This is a genomic window from Novosphingobium sp., from assembly GCF_036803765.1.
GTDB lineage: Bacteria > Pseudomonadota > Alphaproteobacteria > Sphingomonadales > Sphingomonadaceae > Novosphingobium.
Map to the genome: position 1 here is coordinate 46818 of NZ_DAIRTS010000018.1, position 15463 is coordinate 62280.

At 69.5% G+C, this 15463-nt stretch carries 14 protein-coding genes, 1 tRNA gene and 1 riboswitch; of the genes, 10 read left to right on the top strand and 5 right to left on the bottom strand.

Going from position 1 to position 15463, the window contains the following annotated elements:
- Positions 1-57 precede the first annotated feature (57 nt).
- Complete coding sequence (locus tag V7Q48_RS12690; RefSeq protein ID WP_333838566.1) at positions 58-657, top strand: DJ-1/PfpI family protein; 600 nt, start codon at positions 58-60, stop codon at positions 655-657.
- Positions 658-663: 6 nt separating this feature from the next.
- On the opposite strand, the gene V7Q48_RS12695 is transcribed toward V7Q48_RS12690, so the two are convergent.
- Positions 664-1182 carry an MmcB family DNA repair protein gene (locus V7Q48_RS12695; protein ID WP_333838567.1) on the bottom strand — a complete coding sequence of 173 codons (519 nt, stop codon included), beginning with the start codon at positions 1180-1182 and terminating at the stop codon, positions 664-666.
- 99 nt (positions 1183-1281) lie between these two features.
- Here V7Q48_RS12695 and V7Q48_RS12700 point away from each other — a divergent pair.
- The 8 genes from V7Q48_RS12700 to V7Q48_RS12735 all read left to right on the top strand — a co-directional run bounded on the left by V7Q48_RS12700 (position 1282) and on the right by V7Q48_RS12735 (position 9801).
- Positions 1282-1358: transfer RNA gene (locus tag V7Q48_RS12700), tRNA-Arg, on the top strand.
- 176 nt (positions 1359-1534) lie between these two features.
- The gene (locus tag V7Q48_RS12705; protein WP_333838568.1) at positions 1535-1795 is read left to right on the top strand and encodes a hypothetical protein; all 261 of its coding nucleotides are present in this window, start codon (positions 1535-1537) and stop codon (positions 1793-1795) included.
- 173 nt (positions 1796-1968) lie between these two features.
- Positions 1969-2058, top strand: coding sequence for a K(+)-transporting ATPase subunit F (kdpF, locus tag V7Q48_RS12710; RefSeq protein WP_333838569.1), 90 nt, complete (start codon positions 1969-1971; stop codon positions 2056-2058).
- A gap of 12 nt (positions 2059-2070) precedes the next feature.
- Complete coding sequence (gene kdpA, locus V7Q48_RS12715) at positions 2071-3774, top strand: potassium-transporting ATPase subunit KdpA (RefSeq protein WP_333838570.1); 1704 nt, start codon at positions 2071-2073, stop codon at positions 3772-3774.
- A gap of 12 nt (positions 3775-3786) precedes the next feature.
- Entirely contained in the window at positions 3787-5799 is a 2013-nt protein-coding gene (gene kdpB, locus V7Q48_RS12720; RefSeq protein WP_333838571.1) for a potassium-transporting ATPase subunit KdpB, read from the top strand.
- 15 nt (positions 5800-5814) lie between these two features.
- Entirely contained in the window at positions 5815-6402 is a 588-nt protein-coding gene (gene kdpC / locus V7Q48_RS12725; protein WP_333838612.1) for a potassium-transporting ATPase subunit KdpC, read from the top strand.
- 7 nt (positions 6403-6409) lie between these two features.
- On the top strand, positions 6410-9112 hold the full coding sequence (locus tag V7Q48_RS12730; RefSeq protein ID WP_333838573.1) for a sensor histidine kinase KdpD: 2703 nt from the start codon (positions 6410-6412) through the stop codon (positions 9110-9112).
- Positions 9109-9801 carry a response regulator transcription factor gene (locus V7Q48_RS12735; protein ID WP_333838574.1) on the top strand — a complete coding sequence of 231 codons (693 nt, stop codon included), beginning with the start codon at positions 9109-9111 and terminating at the stop codon, positions 9799-9801. Before V7Q48_RS12730 ends, V7Q48_RS12735 begins: the two co-directional genes overlap by 4 nt.
- A 183-nt stretch (positions 9802-9984) precedes the next feature.
- Here the strand turns inward: V7Q48_RS12735 and V7Q48_RS12740 are convergent, their stop codons facing one another.
- From V7Q48_RS12740 to V7Q48_RS12755, 4 genes are all read right to left on the bottom strand, one after another.
- Positions 9985-11097, bottom strand: a complete 1113-nt coding sequence (locus tag V7Q48_RS12740; protein ID WP_333838576.1) for a sensor histidine kinase — start codon at positions 11095-11097, stop codon at positions 9985-9987.
- Entirely contained in the window at positions 11094-11540 is a 447-nt protein-coding gene (locus tag V7Q48_RS12745) for a response regulator (RefSeq protein WP_333838578.1), read from the bottom strand. The genes V7Q48_RS12740 and V7Q48_RS12745 overlap by 4 nt, the downstream gene beginning before the upstream one ends.
- Positions 11541-11545: 5 nt before the next feature.
- Positions 11546-13048, bottom strand: coding sequence for a sensor histidine kinase (locus V7Q48_RS12750; protein ID WP_333838579.1), 1503 nt, complete (start codon positions 13046-13048; stop codon positions 11546-11548).
- Between the two features lie 174 nt (positions 13049-13222).
- On the bottom strand, positions 13223-14797 hold the full coding sequence (locus V7Q48_RS12755) for a DEAD/DEAH box helicase (RefSeq protein ID WP_333838581.1): 1575 nt from the start codon (positions 14795-14797) through the stop codon (positions 13223-13225).
- A gap of 294 nt (positions 14798-15091) precedes the next feature.
- On the opposite strand from V7Q48_RS12755, the gene V7Q48_RS12760 reads away from it, so the two are divergent.
- On the top strand, positions 15092-15283 hold the full coding sequence (locus V7Q48_RS12760) for a DUF1289 domain-containing protein (protein ID WP_333838582.1): 192 nt from the start codon (positions 15092-15094) through the stop codon (positions 15281-15283).
- Between the two features lie 4 nt (positions 15284-15287).
- Positions 15288-15457: riboswitch (yybP-ykoY riboswitch) on the top strand.
- Positions 15458-15463 lie beyond the last annotated feature (6 nt).

A 15463-nucleotide genomic window follows, 5' to 3' on the forward strand; every position in this document is an offset into this window, starting at 1 on the left:
GTTTCGGCGATGTTTTGACGTGATGACGCATCGCCGGCCGACTGGTAGCCTGCAACGATGCAGATCGCGGTCCTCACCTTCGACGGGTTCAATGAACTCGACTCGTTCATCGCTGCCGCCATCCTCAATCGCCTGCGGCCCCGCGGATGGATGGCCCACATCACCGCGCCGACGCCGCGCGTCACCTCGATGAACGGCGTTGCGATCGAGGCACAGAAGCCGCTCACCTTCGCGGCCGAAGCGGACATGGTGCTGATCGGCAGCGGCATACGCACGCGCGAATTCGCGGCGGACGATAGCCTGCTGCAACAGATCCGGCTCGACCCTGCGCGCCAGCTGATCGGCGCGCAGTGCTCGGGCACGTTGCTGCTCGCCAGGCTGGGGCTGGTCGGCGACCTTCCGGCCTGTACCGACATGACCACCAAGCCGTGGGTGGTGGAAGCGGGCGTGGCGGTGCTGGATGCGCCGTTCGTCGCCCACGGCAATGTGGCCACGGCCGGCGGCTGCCTCGCCTCGCAGTACCTCGCCGCCTGGATGATCGCGCGCCGCGCGGGGTGGGACGCGGCCGCCGCGGCGATCGACTACGTCGCCCCGGTCGGCGAAAAGCAGGCCTGGGTGGACCGGGCGAGCGCGGTGGTGACACCGTACCTCGCCTGAGGGCGCTCAGCCCTCGCGCGTGCCCCAGGTGGCGCAGGCGGGGTCGCAGGCCACGACCTGCCGGCGCAGCGAAGTGCGGGCGAGCCGCTCAACCTCGACCTTGCGCCGCGCCGTGGCGAGCGGAAGGCTGGGCGCCGGGCGCAGGATCTCCGCATCGTAGCCGTCGGCGACGATGATGCCGCAAGAGTCCGGCAGGAACGCCGCGGTCTCGAGCACGGCGCGATCGAGATGCGGTGCCAGGCCCCAGTAGAACCGGTCGCAATGGTCGAGGTATTCGGTCCACTTGGCATCGCCGAGCAGGTCGGCGCGGGAAACCTTGATCTCGACGATCACCACCCGCCCCTTGGCATCGATGCCCATGAGATCGGCGCGGCGGCCGTTGCGCAGGGGCATCTCGGGCAGGCACCAGATGTCGTTGCGCGCAAAGAGCCGCCCGATCCCCCGCGCCACTGCCAGTGCCTCGCGCGTGAACAGCGTGTCGTCCGGGCAGGGGGGCAGGGCAGCGGTCTCGAGCGATTCGGTCATATCAGCATCTTAAGAACGAAACGCGAACGCGTAAAGCGCAGGCGCAGCGTCAAAAACCGCTGGCAAGCGTCGGATCGCACTGCTAGTGCGCCCTTTCCGGCACCCGTAGCTCAGCTGGATAGAGCGCTGCCCTCCGAAGGCAGAGGCCACAGGTTCGAATCCTGTCGGGTGCACCATTTCCTTACGTTTGCCGGATCCTGACACGCCGCCCTTTGTGCAAGGCGTGCAATGCCGCGTGATCCGCGCGCCCGCCTTTACGCGATCCTTACGCCGGGCCGCGCATCTTCATCTGGAAGCTTAACGCCCGTCGGGCGCACCAGCGAGCCTGCCAATCCGGCAGGAGAATCGCTCGATGTCCCGGTTTATCGATAGCCTTGGTCGCCACGCCGATCCCGTCCTGCGCGGGGCGGGGATGCTTGCCCTGGTCGGGGCACTGGCGCTGGGGATGGCGCTGTGCCGTTGCCAGCAGGCCTGGATGCGGTTTGCGGGGAGCCCGGCCGACCTTGGCGCGGCGCTGCTGGCGCTGCTGATGCTGTGGGGCGGCCTGGCGCTGGTGGTCGCGGGCAGTGCGCTGCTGCGCCCGGCGCCGCGCCCGCCGCGTCCGCTGCAATGAGCGCGCGGTCCTTGCGCGCCATGCCCCTCCCTCCCGCCTTCCACCCTTCATCACCCGGAGATGTCGCGTGACCGATCTCGTCTGGCTCGCCGTGCTGGCGGGCCTCGTGCTGCTGACCCTCGCGTTCCTGCGCCTCGCGGCCAAAGCCTGACCAACGCCGAAGGAACCCGTCCATGACCCTTCCGCTCACGCTGGCCGCGCTCACCGCGCTGGGCCTGCTCGCCTATCTGCTGGTCGCGCTGTTGCGGCCTGAAAAGTTCTAGGGAATCATCGTCATGACCCTGTCTGGCTGGGGCCTGATCCTCGCCTTCACCGCGCTCGTCGCACTCGTCGCCAGGCCGATCGGCGCCTGGCTTTTCGCCTTGTTCGAGGGACGCTCGACGCCGCTGCATCGCGTGCTCGGCCCGGTCGAGCGCGGCTTCTACAAGGCTGCGGGCATCGACCCGGCCAAGGAGCAGGGCTGGCTGTCCTACGCCGTCCACATGCTGGTCTTCCAGGTCGCGCTGACGCTGTTCACCTATGCGATCCTGCGCCTTCAGGGCGTGCTGCCGATGAACCCGCGCGGGCTTGCCGGGCTGGGTGCGGACGGCGCGATGAACACCGCCGTCTCCTTCGTCACCAACACCAACTGGCAGTGGTACGCGGGCGAGGTGGTGCTTTCCAACTTCAGCCAGATGGTCGGGCTGACGATCCACAACTTCCTGTCCGCCGCCACCGGCATCGCCATCGCCTTCGCGCTGTTCCGCGGCTTCGCCCGGCACGAGAGCGGGACGGTCGGCAATTTCTGGGCCGACTGCACGCGCGTCACGCTTTACCTGCTGCTGCCGCTGAGCGTGGTCTATGCGCTGTTCCTCGTTGCCTGTGGCGTGCCGCAGACCTTCGCCAGCCTCGTCGACGCGCACACGCTCGAAGGCGCAAAGCAGGCGATCGTGCTCGGTCCCGTGGCGAGCCAGGAGGCGATCAAGATGCTCGGCACCAATGGTGGCGGGTTCTACAACGCCAATTCCGCGCATCCCTTCGAGAACCCGACCGCGCTGACCAACTTCATCCAGATGCTCTCGATCTTCGCGATCGGCAGCGGGCTGACCTGGTGCTTCGGCCGCGCGGTCGGCAATGTCCGCCAGGGCTGGGCGATCCTTGCCGCCATGCTGATCCTTTTCGTGGCGGGCGCGGGCATCGTCTACTGGCAGGAGGCGCAAGGCGTCTCGGCCCTGACCCATGCCCACCTTGCGGGTGGCAACATGGAAGGCAAGGAAGTCCGCTTCGGCATGGCCGCCAGCGCGCTGTTCGCCACGGTCACCACCGCGGCCAGCTGCGGCGCGGTCAACGCGATGCATGACAGCTTCACCGCGATCGGCGGCATGATCCCGCTGTTCAACATGCAGCTGGGCGAGATCGTGATCGGCGGCGTCGGCTCGGGCATCTACGGCTTCCTGCTGTTCGCGGTGCTCGCGGTGTTCGTGGCCGGGCTGATGGTCGGTCGCACCCCCGAATACGTCGGCAAGAAGATCGAGGCGCGCGAGGTCAAGCTGGCCGTGCTGGCGATCGCCGTGCTGCCGCTGTCGATCCTGGGCTTTACCGCGCTGGCCGCCGTGCTGCCCGCGGGGCTCGCCGGGCCGCTCAACAAGGGGCCGCATGGCTTCAGCGAGATCCTCTATGCCTTCACCTCGGCAACCGCAAACAACGGCTCGGCCTTTGCGGGGCTTACCGCTGGCACGCCGTTCTACAACGGCCTGCTCGGCACCGCGATGTGGCTCGGCCGGTTCTTCGTGATCGTCCCCGTGCTCGCCATCGCCGGCAGCCTTGCCGCCAAGAAGCACACGCCCGCCACCTCCGGCTCGTTCCCCACCACCGGCGGCCTGTGGGTCGGCCTGCTGGTCGGGGTGATCCTGATCCTCGGCGGCCTTACCTTCCTGCCTGCCCTGGCGCTGGGTCCGATCGCGGACCAGGTGACGCTCGTGGCCGGCAAGACCTTCTGAAAGAGGACCACCATGTCCACGCCCAAATCGATGTTCTCGGCAGACCTGGTCCTGCCCGCGATGCGCGATGCTTTCCGCAAGCTGGCGCCGCGCGAACTGATCCGCAATCCGGTGCTGTTCACCACCGCCGTCGTCGCCCTGCTGCTGTGCGTACTGCTGGCGGTGGGTGGCAGCGGCCTCTCGCTCGGCTTCCAGCTCCAGCTGATCGGCTGGCTGTGGCTGACCGTGCTGTTCGGCACGTTCGCCGAAGCGCTGGCCGAGGGCCGCGGGCGCGCCCAGGCCGCCTCGCTGCGCGCCACCAAGAGCGACCTCGTGGCCAGGCTGCCCGACGGCCGCACCGTCCCCGCCGGCCAGCTCGCGCTGGGTGACGAGGTGGTGGTGACCGCCGGCGACCTCATCCCCGCCGACGGCGAAGTGATCGCGGGCGTTGCCAGCGTCAACGAGGCGGCGATCACCGGCGAGAGCGCACCGGTCATCCGCGAGGCAGGCGGCGACCGCAGCGCGGTGACGGCAGGCACCCGCGTCATCTCCGACGAGATCCGCGTGCGTGTCACCCAGGAGCCGGGCAAGGGCTTTCTCGACCGCATGATCGCGCTGGTCGAAGGTGCCGAGCGGCAGAAGACCCCCAACGAGATCGCGCTGACGATCCTGCTGGTGGGCCTGACCATCATCTTCCTGATCGCGGTGTCGACGGTCCCGGCCTTCGCCAGCTATGCCGGCGGCTCGGTCCCTGTCGCGGTGCTCGCGGCGCTGCTCATCACGCTGATCCCGACCACGATCGCGGCGCTGCTTTCGGCGATCGGCATTGCCGGCATGGACCGCCTGGTGCGCTTCAACGTGCTGGCGAAGTCTGGCCGCGCGGTCGAGGCGGCGGGCGACATCGACGTCCTGCTGCTCGACAAGACCGGCACGATCACCGTAGGCGACCGTGCGGCCTGCGCGTTCCGTCCCCTGGCGGGGGTGGCCATGCCCGCGCTGGCCGAGGCCGCGCTGCTCGCCAGCCTGGCCGACGAGACGCCCGAGGGCCGCTCGATCGTGGTCCTGGCGCGCGAGGCCCATGGTGCGCAGGCAACCCTGCCTGAAGGCGCCGAGATCATTCCGTTCACTGCACAGACCCGCCTTTCCGGGGTGCAGGCCGGCGGGCGGATGGTGCGCAAGGGTGCGGTCGACTCGCTGCTGCGCGCCCATCCCGACAGCGCCGACACGGCGGCCGCCGCCGAACTGCGCCGCATCGCCGACGAAATCGCCCGCGCCGGGCAGACGCCGCTGGGCGTTGCCGAAAACGGCCGTCTGCTCGGTGTCATCGCGCTCAAGGACGTGATCAAGGCGGGCATCCGCGAGCGCTTTGCCCAGCTTCACGCCATGGGCATCCGCACGGTGATGATCACGGGCGACAACCCGCTCACCGCCGCCGCGATCGCGGCCGAGGCCGGGGTCGACGACTTCCTCGCCGAGGCGACTCCCGAGGACAAGCTGGCGCTGATCCGCCGCGAGCAGCAGGGCGGCAAGCTGGTGGCGATGTGCGGCGATGGCACCAACGACGCACCCGCGCTGGCCCAGGCCGACGTCGGCGTGGCGATGAATACCGGCACGCAGGCCGCGCGCGAGGCCGGCAACATGGTCGACCTCGACAGCGACCCGACCAAGCTGATCGAGATCGTCGGCCTCGGCAAGCAACTGCTGATGACGCGCGGCGCGCTGACGACGTTCTCGGTGGCCAACGACGTCGCCAAGTACTTCGCGATCATCCCCGCGATGTTCGTGGTGCTCTATCCCGGGCTGGGCGCGCTCAACCTGATGCGGCTGGCCAGCCCGCAGAGCGCGATCCTCTCGGCGATCATCTTCAACGCGCTGATCATTCCGGCCCTCGTGCCGCTGGCGCTCAAGGGCGTGACCTATCGCCCGATGGCGGCAGGATCGCTGCTGGCGCGCAACCTCGCGATCTATGGCCTGGGCGGCCTGGTCGCGCCCTTCATCGGCATCAAGGTGATCGACCTCGCCGTCACCGCCCTCAATCTCGCCTGAGGAGGCATGAGCCCCATGCTGTCGCAAGTCACATCCGCCCTGCGCCCCGCCGCCGTCATGACGCTGGGCTTCGCACTGGTCCTGGGCGCGGCCTATCCCGCGCTCGTCACCGGGGTGGCCCAGGTGGCCTTCCCCCACGCCGCCAACGGCAGCCTCGTTACACGGGACGGGACCGTCATCGGCTCCGAACTGCTGGCGCAAGGCTTTGCCGCGCCCGGCTATTTCCACCCGCGCCCTTCGGCCGCGGGCAGCGCGGGCTACGACGCCAGCGCCTCGTCCGGATCAAACCTTGGCCCCGCCTCCGCCGTTCTGGCCGAGCGCCTCGCCAAGGATACCGCCGCCCCGCGCAACGAGACCGGTCAAAAGGTTCCGGCCGATCTCGTGACCACTTCCGCCTCGGGGCTCGACCCCCATATCAGCCCCGAGGCGGCTTTTTACCAGGTGGATCGCGTGGCGAAGGCGCGTGGCATGGCGACCGATCGGGTGGCCGCGCTGGTGCGCGCCGCGGTCGAGATGCCGCTGGGCGGCGTGCTCGGCGAACCGCGCGTGAACGTGCTGCAACTCAATCTCGCTCTCGACGAAGCGGCCCGCAAGGGGGCATGACGACGCGGTGAGCGAAACCCGTCCCGATCCCGACGCCCTCCTGCGCAATCTGGTGCAGGAGGGCGCACGCCGCGGCCGCCTCAAGGTTTTCCTGGGGGCGGCGCCGGGCGTTGGCAAGACCTGCGAGATGCTGAGCGAGGCTGCGCAGCGCCGCGATGCCGGCGAGGACGTGGTGATCGGCGTGATCGAGACGCACGGCCGCGCCGAGACCGAGGCGCGGACGGCGGGCTTCGAGGCGCTGGCGCGCAAGGCGATCGACCATCGCGGGCAAGTGCTGCACGAGATGGACATCGACGGCATCCTCGCGCGGCGCCCGGCTCTGGTGCTGATCGACGAGCTGGCGCACACAAATGCCCCGTCGAGCCGGCACGACAAGCGCTGGCAGGACGTGGAGGAAGTGCTCGACGCCGGTATCGACGTCTTCTCCACGCTCAACGTCCAGCATCTCGAAAGCCTCAACGACCTCGTCGCCTCGTTCACGCGGGTGCGGGTGCGCGAGACGCTGCCCGACCGCGTGCTCGATGCGGCCGAGATCGAGGTGGTGGACATTCCGCCCGACGAACTCATCGCCCGGCTGAAGGCGGGCAAGGTCTATGTCCCGCAGGAGGCCAGCCGCGCGCTGAGCCATTTCTTTTCCAAGACCAACCTGACCGCCCTGCGCGAGCTGGCGCTGCGCCGCGCGGCGCAGGCGGTCGACGCGCAGATGCTCGACTACCTGCGCGCCCATGCGGTGGCCGGCACGTTCGCGGTGGGGGAGCGCGTGCTGGTGGCGGTCGGGCGCGACCCGGCGGCGGGCGAGGTGGTGCGCGCGGGCAAGCGGCTGGCCGACCAGCTCTCCGCGCCATGGACCGCGGTGCACATCGAAACCCGCCATGCCCCGGCGCGCGACGACGGCCTGGCCGCGACGCTGCATCTGGCCTCGCAACTGGGGGCGCAGGTGATCTCGGTGCCGGCAGGCGACGTGGCGCAGGGCCTGTGCCAGATCGCGGGCGAACTGCGCGCGACGATGGTCGTGGTCGGCGCGGCGCGCGCGCGGGCGGGCTGGATGGCGCCCTGGCGCGGGCCGCGCCTCGAGCAGGCGCTGCTGGCGGCGCGCGGCGATTTCGCGGTTCACGTGGTGCCACCCGGCAAGACGCGATCGGCGGGATCGGTGGCCACGACGACACCGGCTCCCCCCGAGCCTGCCGAACCGGAGCGGGGGGCGGACGGGACGGTCGCCAGCCACTGGCCGCGGCCGGCGGGCCTCGCGATCTCCAGCCTGCTGATCGCGCTGGTGACGCTGGTGGGCAATCTCATCGCCAGCCTTGGCAACATCACCAATATCGCGCTGCTCTACCTGCTGCCGGTGATGCTGGCGGCCACGCGCTATGGCCTGTGGACCGGGTTCGCCACCGGGCTGGTGTCCTCGCTTGCCTACAATTTCTTCTTCATCGCGCCGCTGCACACCTTCACGATCGAGGATCCGCAGAACATCATCACCGTGGTGGTGCTGCTGGCGGTCGGCTTCGTCGCGAGCCACCTGGCCGGGCGGCTGCGCGAGACGGCGCTGTTCTCGCGCGCCAGCGCGGCGCGCAGCCATGCGCTGGCGGGCTTCGCGCGGCGCCTGACCGGGCTTGCCTCGACCAGCGACATCGCCGCCGTACTCTGCGAGGAAAGCGCGAACCTGCTGGGCGGCTATACCGTCGTGCTGATGCCGGGCCCGGGCGGGCTCGAGCCGGTCGCGGCCATGCCCGCGGACCTGACGCTGCAACCGCTTGATCACGTCGTGGCGCGCTGGGCGCTCGACAACCGCCGCCCGGCAGGACGCGGTTCGGACACCCTGAGCGCGGCCGAATGGCTGTTCCTGCCGGTCGAGGCGGGGGGGCGCGCGATCGCGGTGTTCGGGGTGGCCAATCCCGATGCCGGGCGCCCGGTGCGCGCCGATCTCCTGCCGCTCGTCACCAGTTTCCTCGACCAGGCGGGTCTCGCCTTCGATCGCGCGCGGCTGGAGGGGGAGCGCGCGCAGATGAAGCGGCTGGAGGAACGCGATGCCCTGCGGGCCGCGCTGCTGTCGTCGGTCAGCCATGACCTGCGCACGCCGCTGACGGCGGTGATCGGGCTGCTCGGCGATCTCGTCCCGGCCTCGCCAGACCAGGACAAGGTCCTGACCCTCGCCCGCGCCGAGGCCGAGCGGCTGCAGCGCTTCGTCGCCAACCTGCTCGACATGGTGCGGATCGAGACTGGCGCCGTCGACCTGACGGTCGAGCCGGTGGACCTGGCCGAGGCCGTGACGAGCGCGGTCCACGACCTGCGCCGCCTGCTGGGCGAGCGGCAGGTCCACATCGCCATCGCGCCCGACCTGCCGCTGGTGCGGCTCGACGCGCGGCTGCTGCACCATTGCCTCATCAACCTGATCCAGAACGCGGCGCAATACAGCCCGCCCGGCAGCCCGATCACGCTGGCGGCGCAGCGCCTGTCCGACGGGCTCGACCTGTCGGTGATGGACGAGGGCGAGGGCCTGCCCGCGGGTGCGGAGACCAGGGTGTTCGAGACCTTCACCCGGCTCGAGGGGACGGATCGCACCGGGGGCACGGGCCTTGGCCTTGCCATCGTCAAGGGCTTTGCCGAGGCGATGGGTCTCGGGGTATCGGCGGGCAATCGCCACGATCGCCGCGGCGCGTGTTTCACGCTCCACGCCGACGAGGCTCATTTGTGGAAGGAAGGCGCATGACCGGCGCGACGATCCTGGTGGTGGACGACGAGATGGCGATCCGCCGCCTGCTCAAGGCGAGCCTCGCCCGCGCCGGTTTCGCGGTGGTCGAAGCCGCGAATGCGCGCGAGGCGCTCTCGGCGCTGGCGATCGACAAGCCCGAACTGGTGCTGCTCGACCTCGGCCTGCCGGACCGCGACGGGCTGGAACTGATCGCGGCGATCAAGGCCGCCAAGGCCGCGCTGGTGGTCGTCTCCGCCCGCGATGCCACGGCGGAAAAGGTCGCGGCGCTTGATCTCGGTGCTGACGACTATGTGACCAAGCCGTTCGACACCGAGGAAGTGCTGGCGCGCATCCGCGTGGCGCTGCGCAACCGCATGCTGGCCGACACGCCCGAGCCGGTGCTGCGGATCGGCGCCATCACGCTCGATCTTGGCGCACGGCTGGTGCATCGCGACGGGGTCGAGGTGCACCTCAGCCCCAAGGAATACGGGTTCCTGGCCGAGCTGGCGCGGCATCCGGGGCGCGTCTTGTCGCACGCGGCGATCCTGCGCGCGGTGTGGGGGCCGGGGCAGGAGGATTCGGTGGAGTACCTGCGGGTTGCCGCGCGCGGTTTGCGGCGCAAGCTCGAGGACGTGCCGGTCGAGCACAGCATGATCCGCAACGAGCCGGGCATCGGCTATCGCCTGCTCACGAAAGACGGCCAGTAGGCCAGGGCCCCGCGGCTCAGAGCCCGACCCGAAAGTCCTGCGGGTCGGCTTGGCGGGTCTTTTGCGCCACCACAGCGGCGGCTGTTCGCCACGATGCCTCCAGCATCGCTGGGCTCTCAGCCTTCTCGTGGTGACACAAAATCCCTCGCCAACCCTCCGCCGCCGAACTTTCGGGTCGGGCTCTCAGTCCTCCGCCGTCGCGCTCCAGTCGTCGGGGCTAAGCGTCATGGTCAGGCTAGCGCGCGTTCCCGGGGTGGCGGTGCCGGGGTGGACGGGCGTATGCGCGAGGACCGCGCCGCGCGACCGGGTCAGCGCGTCGATCAAACGGGTGCCGAGGCCGGTGCCCTGGACGAGGCCATCGGCGGGCATGCCGCAGCCCTTGTCCTCGACCGTGAGCGTCAGGATCGCGCTGCCGTCGTCCTGCGGGCCATGGCAGCGCACGGTCAGGTCGACCGCGCCATCGGCATCCGGGGGATAGGCGTACTTGCAGGCGTTGCCGATCAGCTCGTTGGCGGCAAGGCCGATGGTCACGGCCAGGTCGGTCTTGAGGCGCACCGCATCGGCCGAGACCCGCACGTCACGCGGGCGCTGGCTCGACCATGCCTCGCCCATGTCGGCGGCCAGGGCCTCGAGGTATTCGTCGATCGCGACGAACTCGACGTCGTTGGTGGTGTAGAGGCGGCGGTTGACCTGCGCGATCGTGGCGATGCGCTGGTGCGCGCGGTGAAGCGCGTCGCGCGCCGCCTCGTCGGCGACGCTGCGTGCCTGCATCGACACGAAGGCCATGACCATCTGAAGGTTGTTGGCGACGCGGTGATTGACCTCGCGCAGCAGTACCTCGAGGCGGGCATTGCTGGCCAGCAGGTCCTGCTCGGCGCGATCGCGCGCGCGGCGCAGCGCGGCCGCCTCGAGCACCTGGTCGAAGCTCTGGGAAAGAAGGTCGAAGAAATCGTCGCCGACCGCCTTGACCACGTAATCCTGCGCACCCGCCTTGAGCGCGGCGACGGCGATGCGGCTTTCCTCGGACCCGGTGACATAGACCACCGGCGGGCAATCGGGCAGCACCCGCAGCGCTTCGAGCGTGGACAGGCCATCGCGGCCGGGCATGTAATGGTCGACGGCGACGAGATCGAAGGGTTCGCCGGCGGCGGCCCTGGCGCTGACGCAGGCCAGGCCCTCGTCGCCGCTGGCGGCCGTCGTCACGGTGTAGCCCTTGCGCGCGAGCACGCGCGCCACGAGGCGCCTCAGCCCCTCGTCGTCGTCAATGTAGAGTATGCGCGGGTGAGGGGCGCTCAAGCCTCCTCCACATTCGGGATCTGGATCACCGACAGGAACAGGCCGAGTTGGCGGATCGCGTCGGCGAAGCTCTCGTAGTTGACGGGCTTGGTGATGTAGACGTTGCAGCCCAGGTCGTAGCAGCGCTGGATCTCGACCTTGTCGTCGGTCGTGGTCAGCACCACCACCGGCGTGCGGCGCAGCGGGCCTTCCTCACCCTTGATCTTGGCGAGGATGTCGATCCCGCTCATGTCGGGCAGGTTGAGGTCGAGCAGCACCAGCGCCGGACCGTTGTGCGTGGGACCGTGTTCGTGATCGAGCAGGAACGCGAGCGCCGAGGTGCCATCGACGAAGTGATGGATCTTGTTTGAGATGCCGGCGCGACGGATGTTCTTCTCGATCAGGCGGGCGTGGCCTTCGTCATCCTCGATCATGACGATATTGACGGGACGATGATTATCCATGGGGATTATCCATTGGCTTCGGCGCCTTTCCATTCGATCGGCAGGTTGACGCGGAACGTAGCGCCCTTGCCCAGTTCGGACACGACCTCGATCACACCGCCAAGCCGATAGGCAAGCGCACGGACATGCGCAAGGCCGATGCCCTCGCCGGGCTGGTCCTGCACGCCCGAGCGCCGGAACAGGTCGAAGATGCGCTCGTGGTCGCGCGGGTCGATGCCGCGGCCGTTGTCGCTGACCGCGATGACCGCGCGGCCGCGCTCGACCCGGCCGCTGACCCGGATCTCGCCGGGGCGGCCCGGCTGCAGATACTTGAGCGCGTTCTCGATCAGGTTGGACAAGATCTGCTCGATCGCCACGCGGTCGCTGGTGATCGTCGGCAGCGACTCGATCGTCAGGCTCGTGCCGGTCTCGTGAAGGCGATGCTGCACCGTGTCCGAGATGGATTGCACCAGCGCGCCCAGATCGAGCGTCTCGGGCGCCAGCGTGCGGCGCCCCTCGCGCGAGAGGCGCAGGATCGCATTGATCAGCCGGTCCATCTTCTGCGTCGAGCTGCGGATGAATCCGATCGCCTCGGGAAGGTCTTCCTCGACGGCAAGGCGCACGTCCTCGCGCGAGGGGATCGTCTCGCCGGGCTTGGCCGGATCGTGGAGCGAGCGGGCGATCACGTTGGTCGCCGCCTCGAGCTCGGCGGTAAAGCCCATGACGTTGACCAGCGGCGAACGCAGGTCGTGGCTGACGATATAGGCGAATCGCTGGATCTCGGCATTGGCGCGCTGCAACTCGTCGGTGCGCGAATCGACCAGCCGCTCGAGGTCTGTGTTGAGCAGGCGCAGTTCCACGCGTGAGGCGCGCAGGTCGCGCAGCGTCCGCCGCACCAGCAGGATCGTGGTGGTGGCCACGGCGACGATGAGCAGCGCCGTCGCCAGCAGCACGAGGTTGAAGGTGCGCAGGTTGGCGCTCTGGTGCGCCTCGCGGTCGCGGAGGAGGTCGCGCTCCTCGGCGGCCATGCGGTCGGCAAGGCGGCGGATGGCGCGGATATTGATGGCGGCAGGGTCACGGAAGAAGTCGCGGCGCAGACGCAGATCGGCGCGGTCCATCGTCTCCTCGGCCGTGACCGACGCATCGTAGTTGTCGATCAGGATGCGCATGGCGCCCACGTTGCGCCGCTGGTCCGGATTGTCGCGCGTAATCCGGGCGACGGTGTCGAGGTCAGTTCGTGCGTTGGCACGGGCCTTGGCGAACAGCTTGTCGAACAATGGGTCGTTGCTGATGATCCGGCCACGGCGCGCGGTTTCCATGCGCTCGGCCTGGCTGGCGAACGTGCTGACCCGCGCCTGGACCTCGAGCGTATGGGCAACCCAGCGCTCGCTGGAAGTGATCTGCTGCTGGGTCAGCAGCGCTGCGGCCAGCGCAGCCAGCAGCGCGACGAATCCGATCGAGAGGAGCCACAGGATGGCGCGGTTCATCCGCGCGTCACGACCCAGCGCGGCAAGATTGGTAGACTGCATGAACCCCCAGTGTCGACGCCCTGCAATCGAAACAAGGGACAGCGCGCGCGTGCGCCGGTAATGCGCAAGGCGCCCGGCGGTTCCCGAAAAAATCGACCACCGCCGCGCTGGTCAAAAAAAGGGGCGCATGCCGCGCGGCACGCACCCCCTGTTTTGGCTGAAAGCCCGACCAGGTCAGACGACGCGGCGCACCTTGTTACGGTGCTGGCCCGTGGTGTTGGGGCCACGCGGGCGGAAGCGACGCTGGGCCGCCGGATCACCGGCCCCGTCGTGGCGCTGGCCGTCATGGCGGGGGCCGTCATGGCGGGCGCCGTCGCGCGGGGCGTGTTCGCGGCGTTCGCCCTGGGCTGCACGCTCGTCACGGCGCGGGGCGCGGTCATCGCGGCGCGGCGCGCGGTCGTCACGACGATCGCCGCGCGGAGCGGCGTCGCGGGTTGTGCCGTCGCGCGCGGTCGCGCCACCATCGCGGCGCGGCTGACCACCACGGTTGCCGCCGCCGTTGCGGGCGGGCCCGCGGGCATCGCGGCGGCCGTGGTCGCGGCGTTCGCCGTATTCCTCGTCGGCCGGGCGGCGCGGCGCGGCCGGCAGCTTGGCGGCGTCGGCCAGGAAGTTCTCGGGGATCGGCAGGACGTCGGGCTTGACCTTGGTCAGGCGCTCGATGTCGCGCAGGTACGCCTTCTCGTCGGGCGCGCAGAAGCTCATCGCCACGCCGTCGGCGCCCGCACGCGCGGTGCGGCCGATGCGGTGGACGTACTGCTCGGGCACGTTGGGCAGCTCGAAGTTGAACACGTGGCTCACGCCCGACACGTCGATGCCGCGCGCGGCGATGTCGGTCGCCACGAGGATCGGGCACGAACCCTGGCGAAACGCCTCGAGCGCGGCGGTGCGCTGCGCCTGGCTCTTGTTGCCGTGGATGGCGCGTGCATCGATGCCGGCGGCGCCGAGGTTGCGGGCCACGCGGTCGGCGCCGTGCTTGGTACGGGTGAACACGATGCCGCGATCGAGCTGCTTTTCAGCGAGCAGGCGGCGCACGGTCAGCGACAGCAGCGCCTGCTTTTCCGGCTGGTTCACGAAGGTCACGAACTGGTCGACGCGCTCGGCGGTGGTCGACTGCGGGGCGACCTCGACGCGGACGGGGTTCTTGATGAACTGCTTGCCCAGATCCTCGATCGACTTGGGCATGGTGGCCGAGAAGAACAGGCTCTGGCGCTTGGCCGGAAGCAGGTTGGCGACCCGCTTGAGCGCGTGGATGAAGCCCAGGTCCATCATCTGGTCGGCTTCGTCGAGCACGAAGATCTCGGTGCGGCCGATGGTCAGCGCGCGGTTGTCGATCAGGTCGAGCAGGCGGCCGGGGGTGGCGACGAGGATGTCGACGCCGGGCACGAGGCGGCGGGCCTGCTTGCCGATCGGAATGCCGCCGAACACGCAATCGACGGTCAGGCGCAGGTTCTTGGCATAGCCCTTGATGTTGTCGGCGATCTGCGCGGCAAGCTCGCGGGTCGGCGAGAGCACGAGCATGCGGCACGAGGCCGGCTTGCGCGGCTGCGGATCGGCGGCGAGGCGGTGCAGCGAGGGCAGCGCGAAGGCCGCGGTCTTGCCGGTGCCGGTCTGGGCGATGCCGAGCAGGTCACGCCCTTCGAGCAACGCGGGAATCGACTGGCGCTGGATCGGCGTGGGGTCGTTGTAGCCCTTGGTCTCGAGCGCGCGCAGGATGGGCTCGGCGAGACCGAGGTCGGAAAAATAGGACATGGAAATACCAATGCTTTCAATGGCCTCCCGCAAGCCGGGCCATGGATGGGCCGGGCATGAAGGGGCAACGGGTCGAACGATGCGACCCCTTGCGTGAATAAGGGAGGCGGGTGGGGCACGATGCGCTTGACCGGGGCGGATCGTGCCATCAGCGGCCGATCTCACGCTTGCCCGGGCCTCTGTCTCCAGCCGTCGGTAACGGCGGGCACATCGCACCTGCTGCGCTGCACATAGGGAGGCAGCGGCGAAAGCGCAAGGAAATTGCGCAGCTGCGCAAGGCTGGTAAGGGGAGGCATGTCCGATCCTGCCCATCCCGCCAGCCCCTGCACCGGGGTCTGCGCCGTCGATCCGGTCACGCAGCTGTGTGCCGGATGCAGCCGGACCATGGACGAGATCGTCGCCTGGTTCACTGCCGGCGCGGACGAAAAGCGGGCGATCCTGGCAGCGGTCGACAAACGCCTTGCATCTGGCGCCGCCGCCGACTAACCGCCTGACCGTCACTTGGGGAGTAGCCGCCGCGCGATCGATGCGCGGTGCCTGGCGTCAACATGCTTGGTCGAGAGACCATGGCGCGGGCAGAGGCAGGCCGTTCGATCGGCCGCTGCGGGCGAGACCAAATGGCAACGGACGTGTCGCTTCCTGCCGGGCGACGTGCGTCTCGTTGTC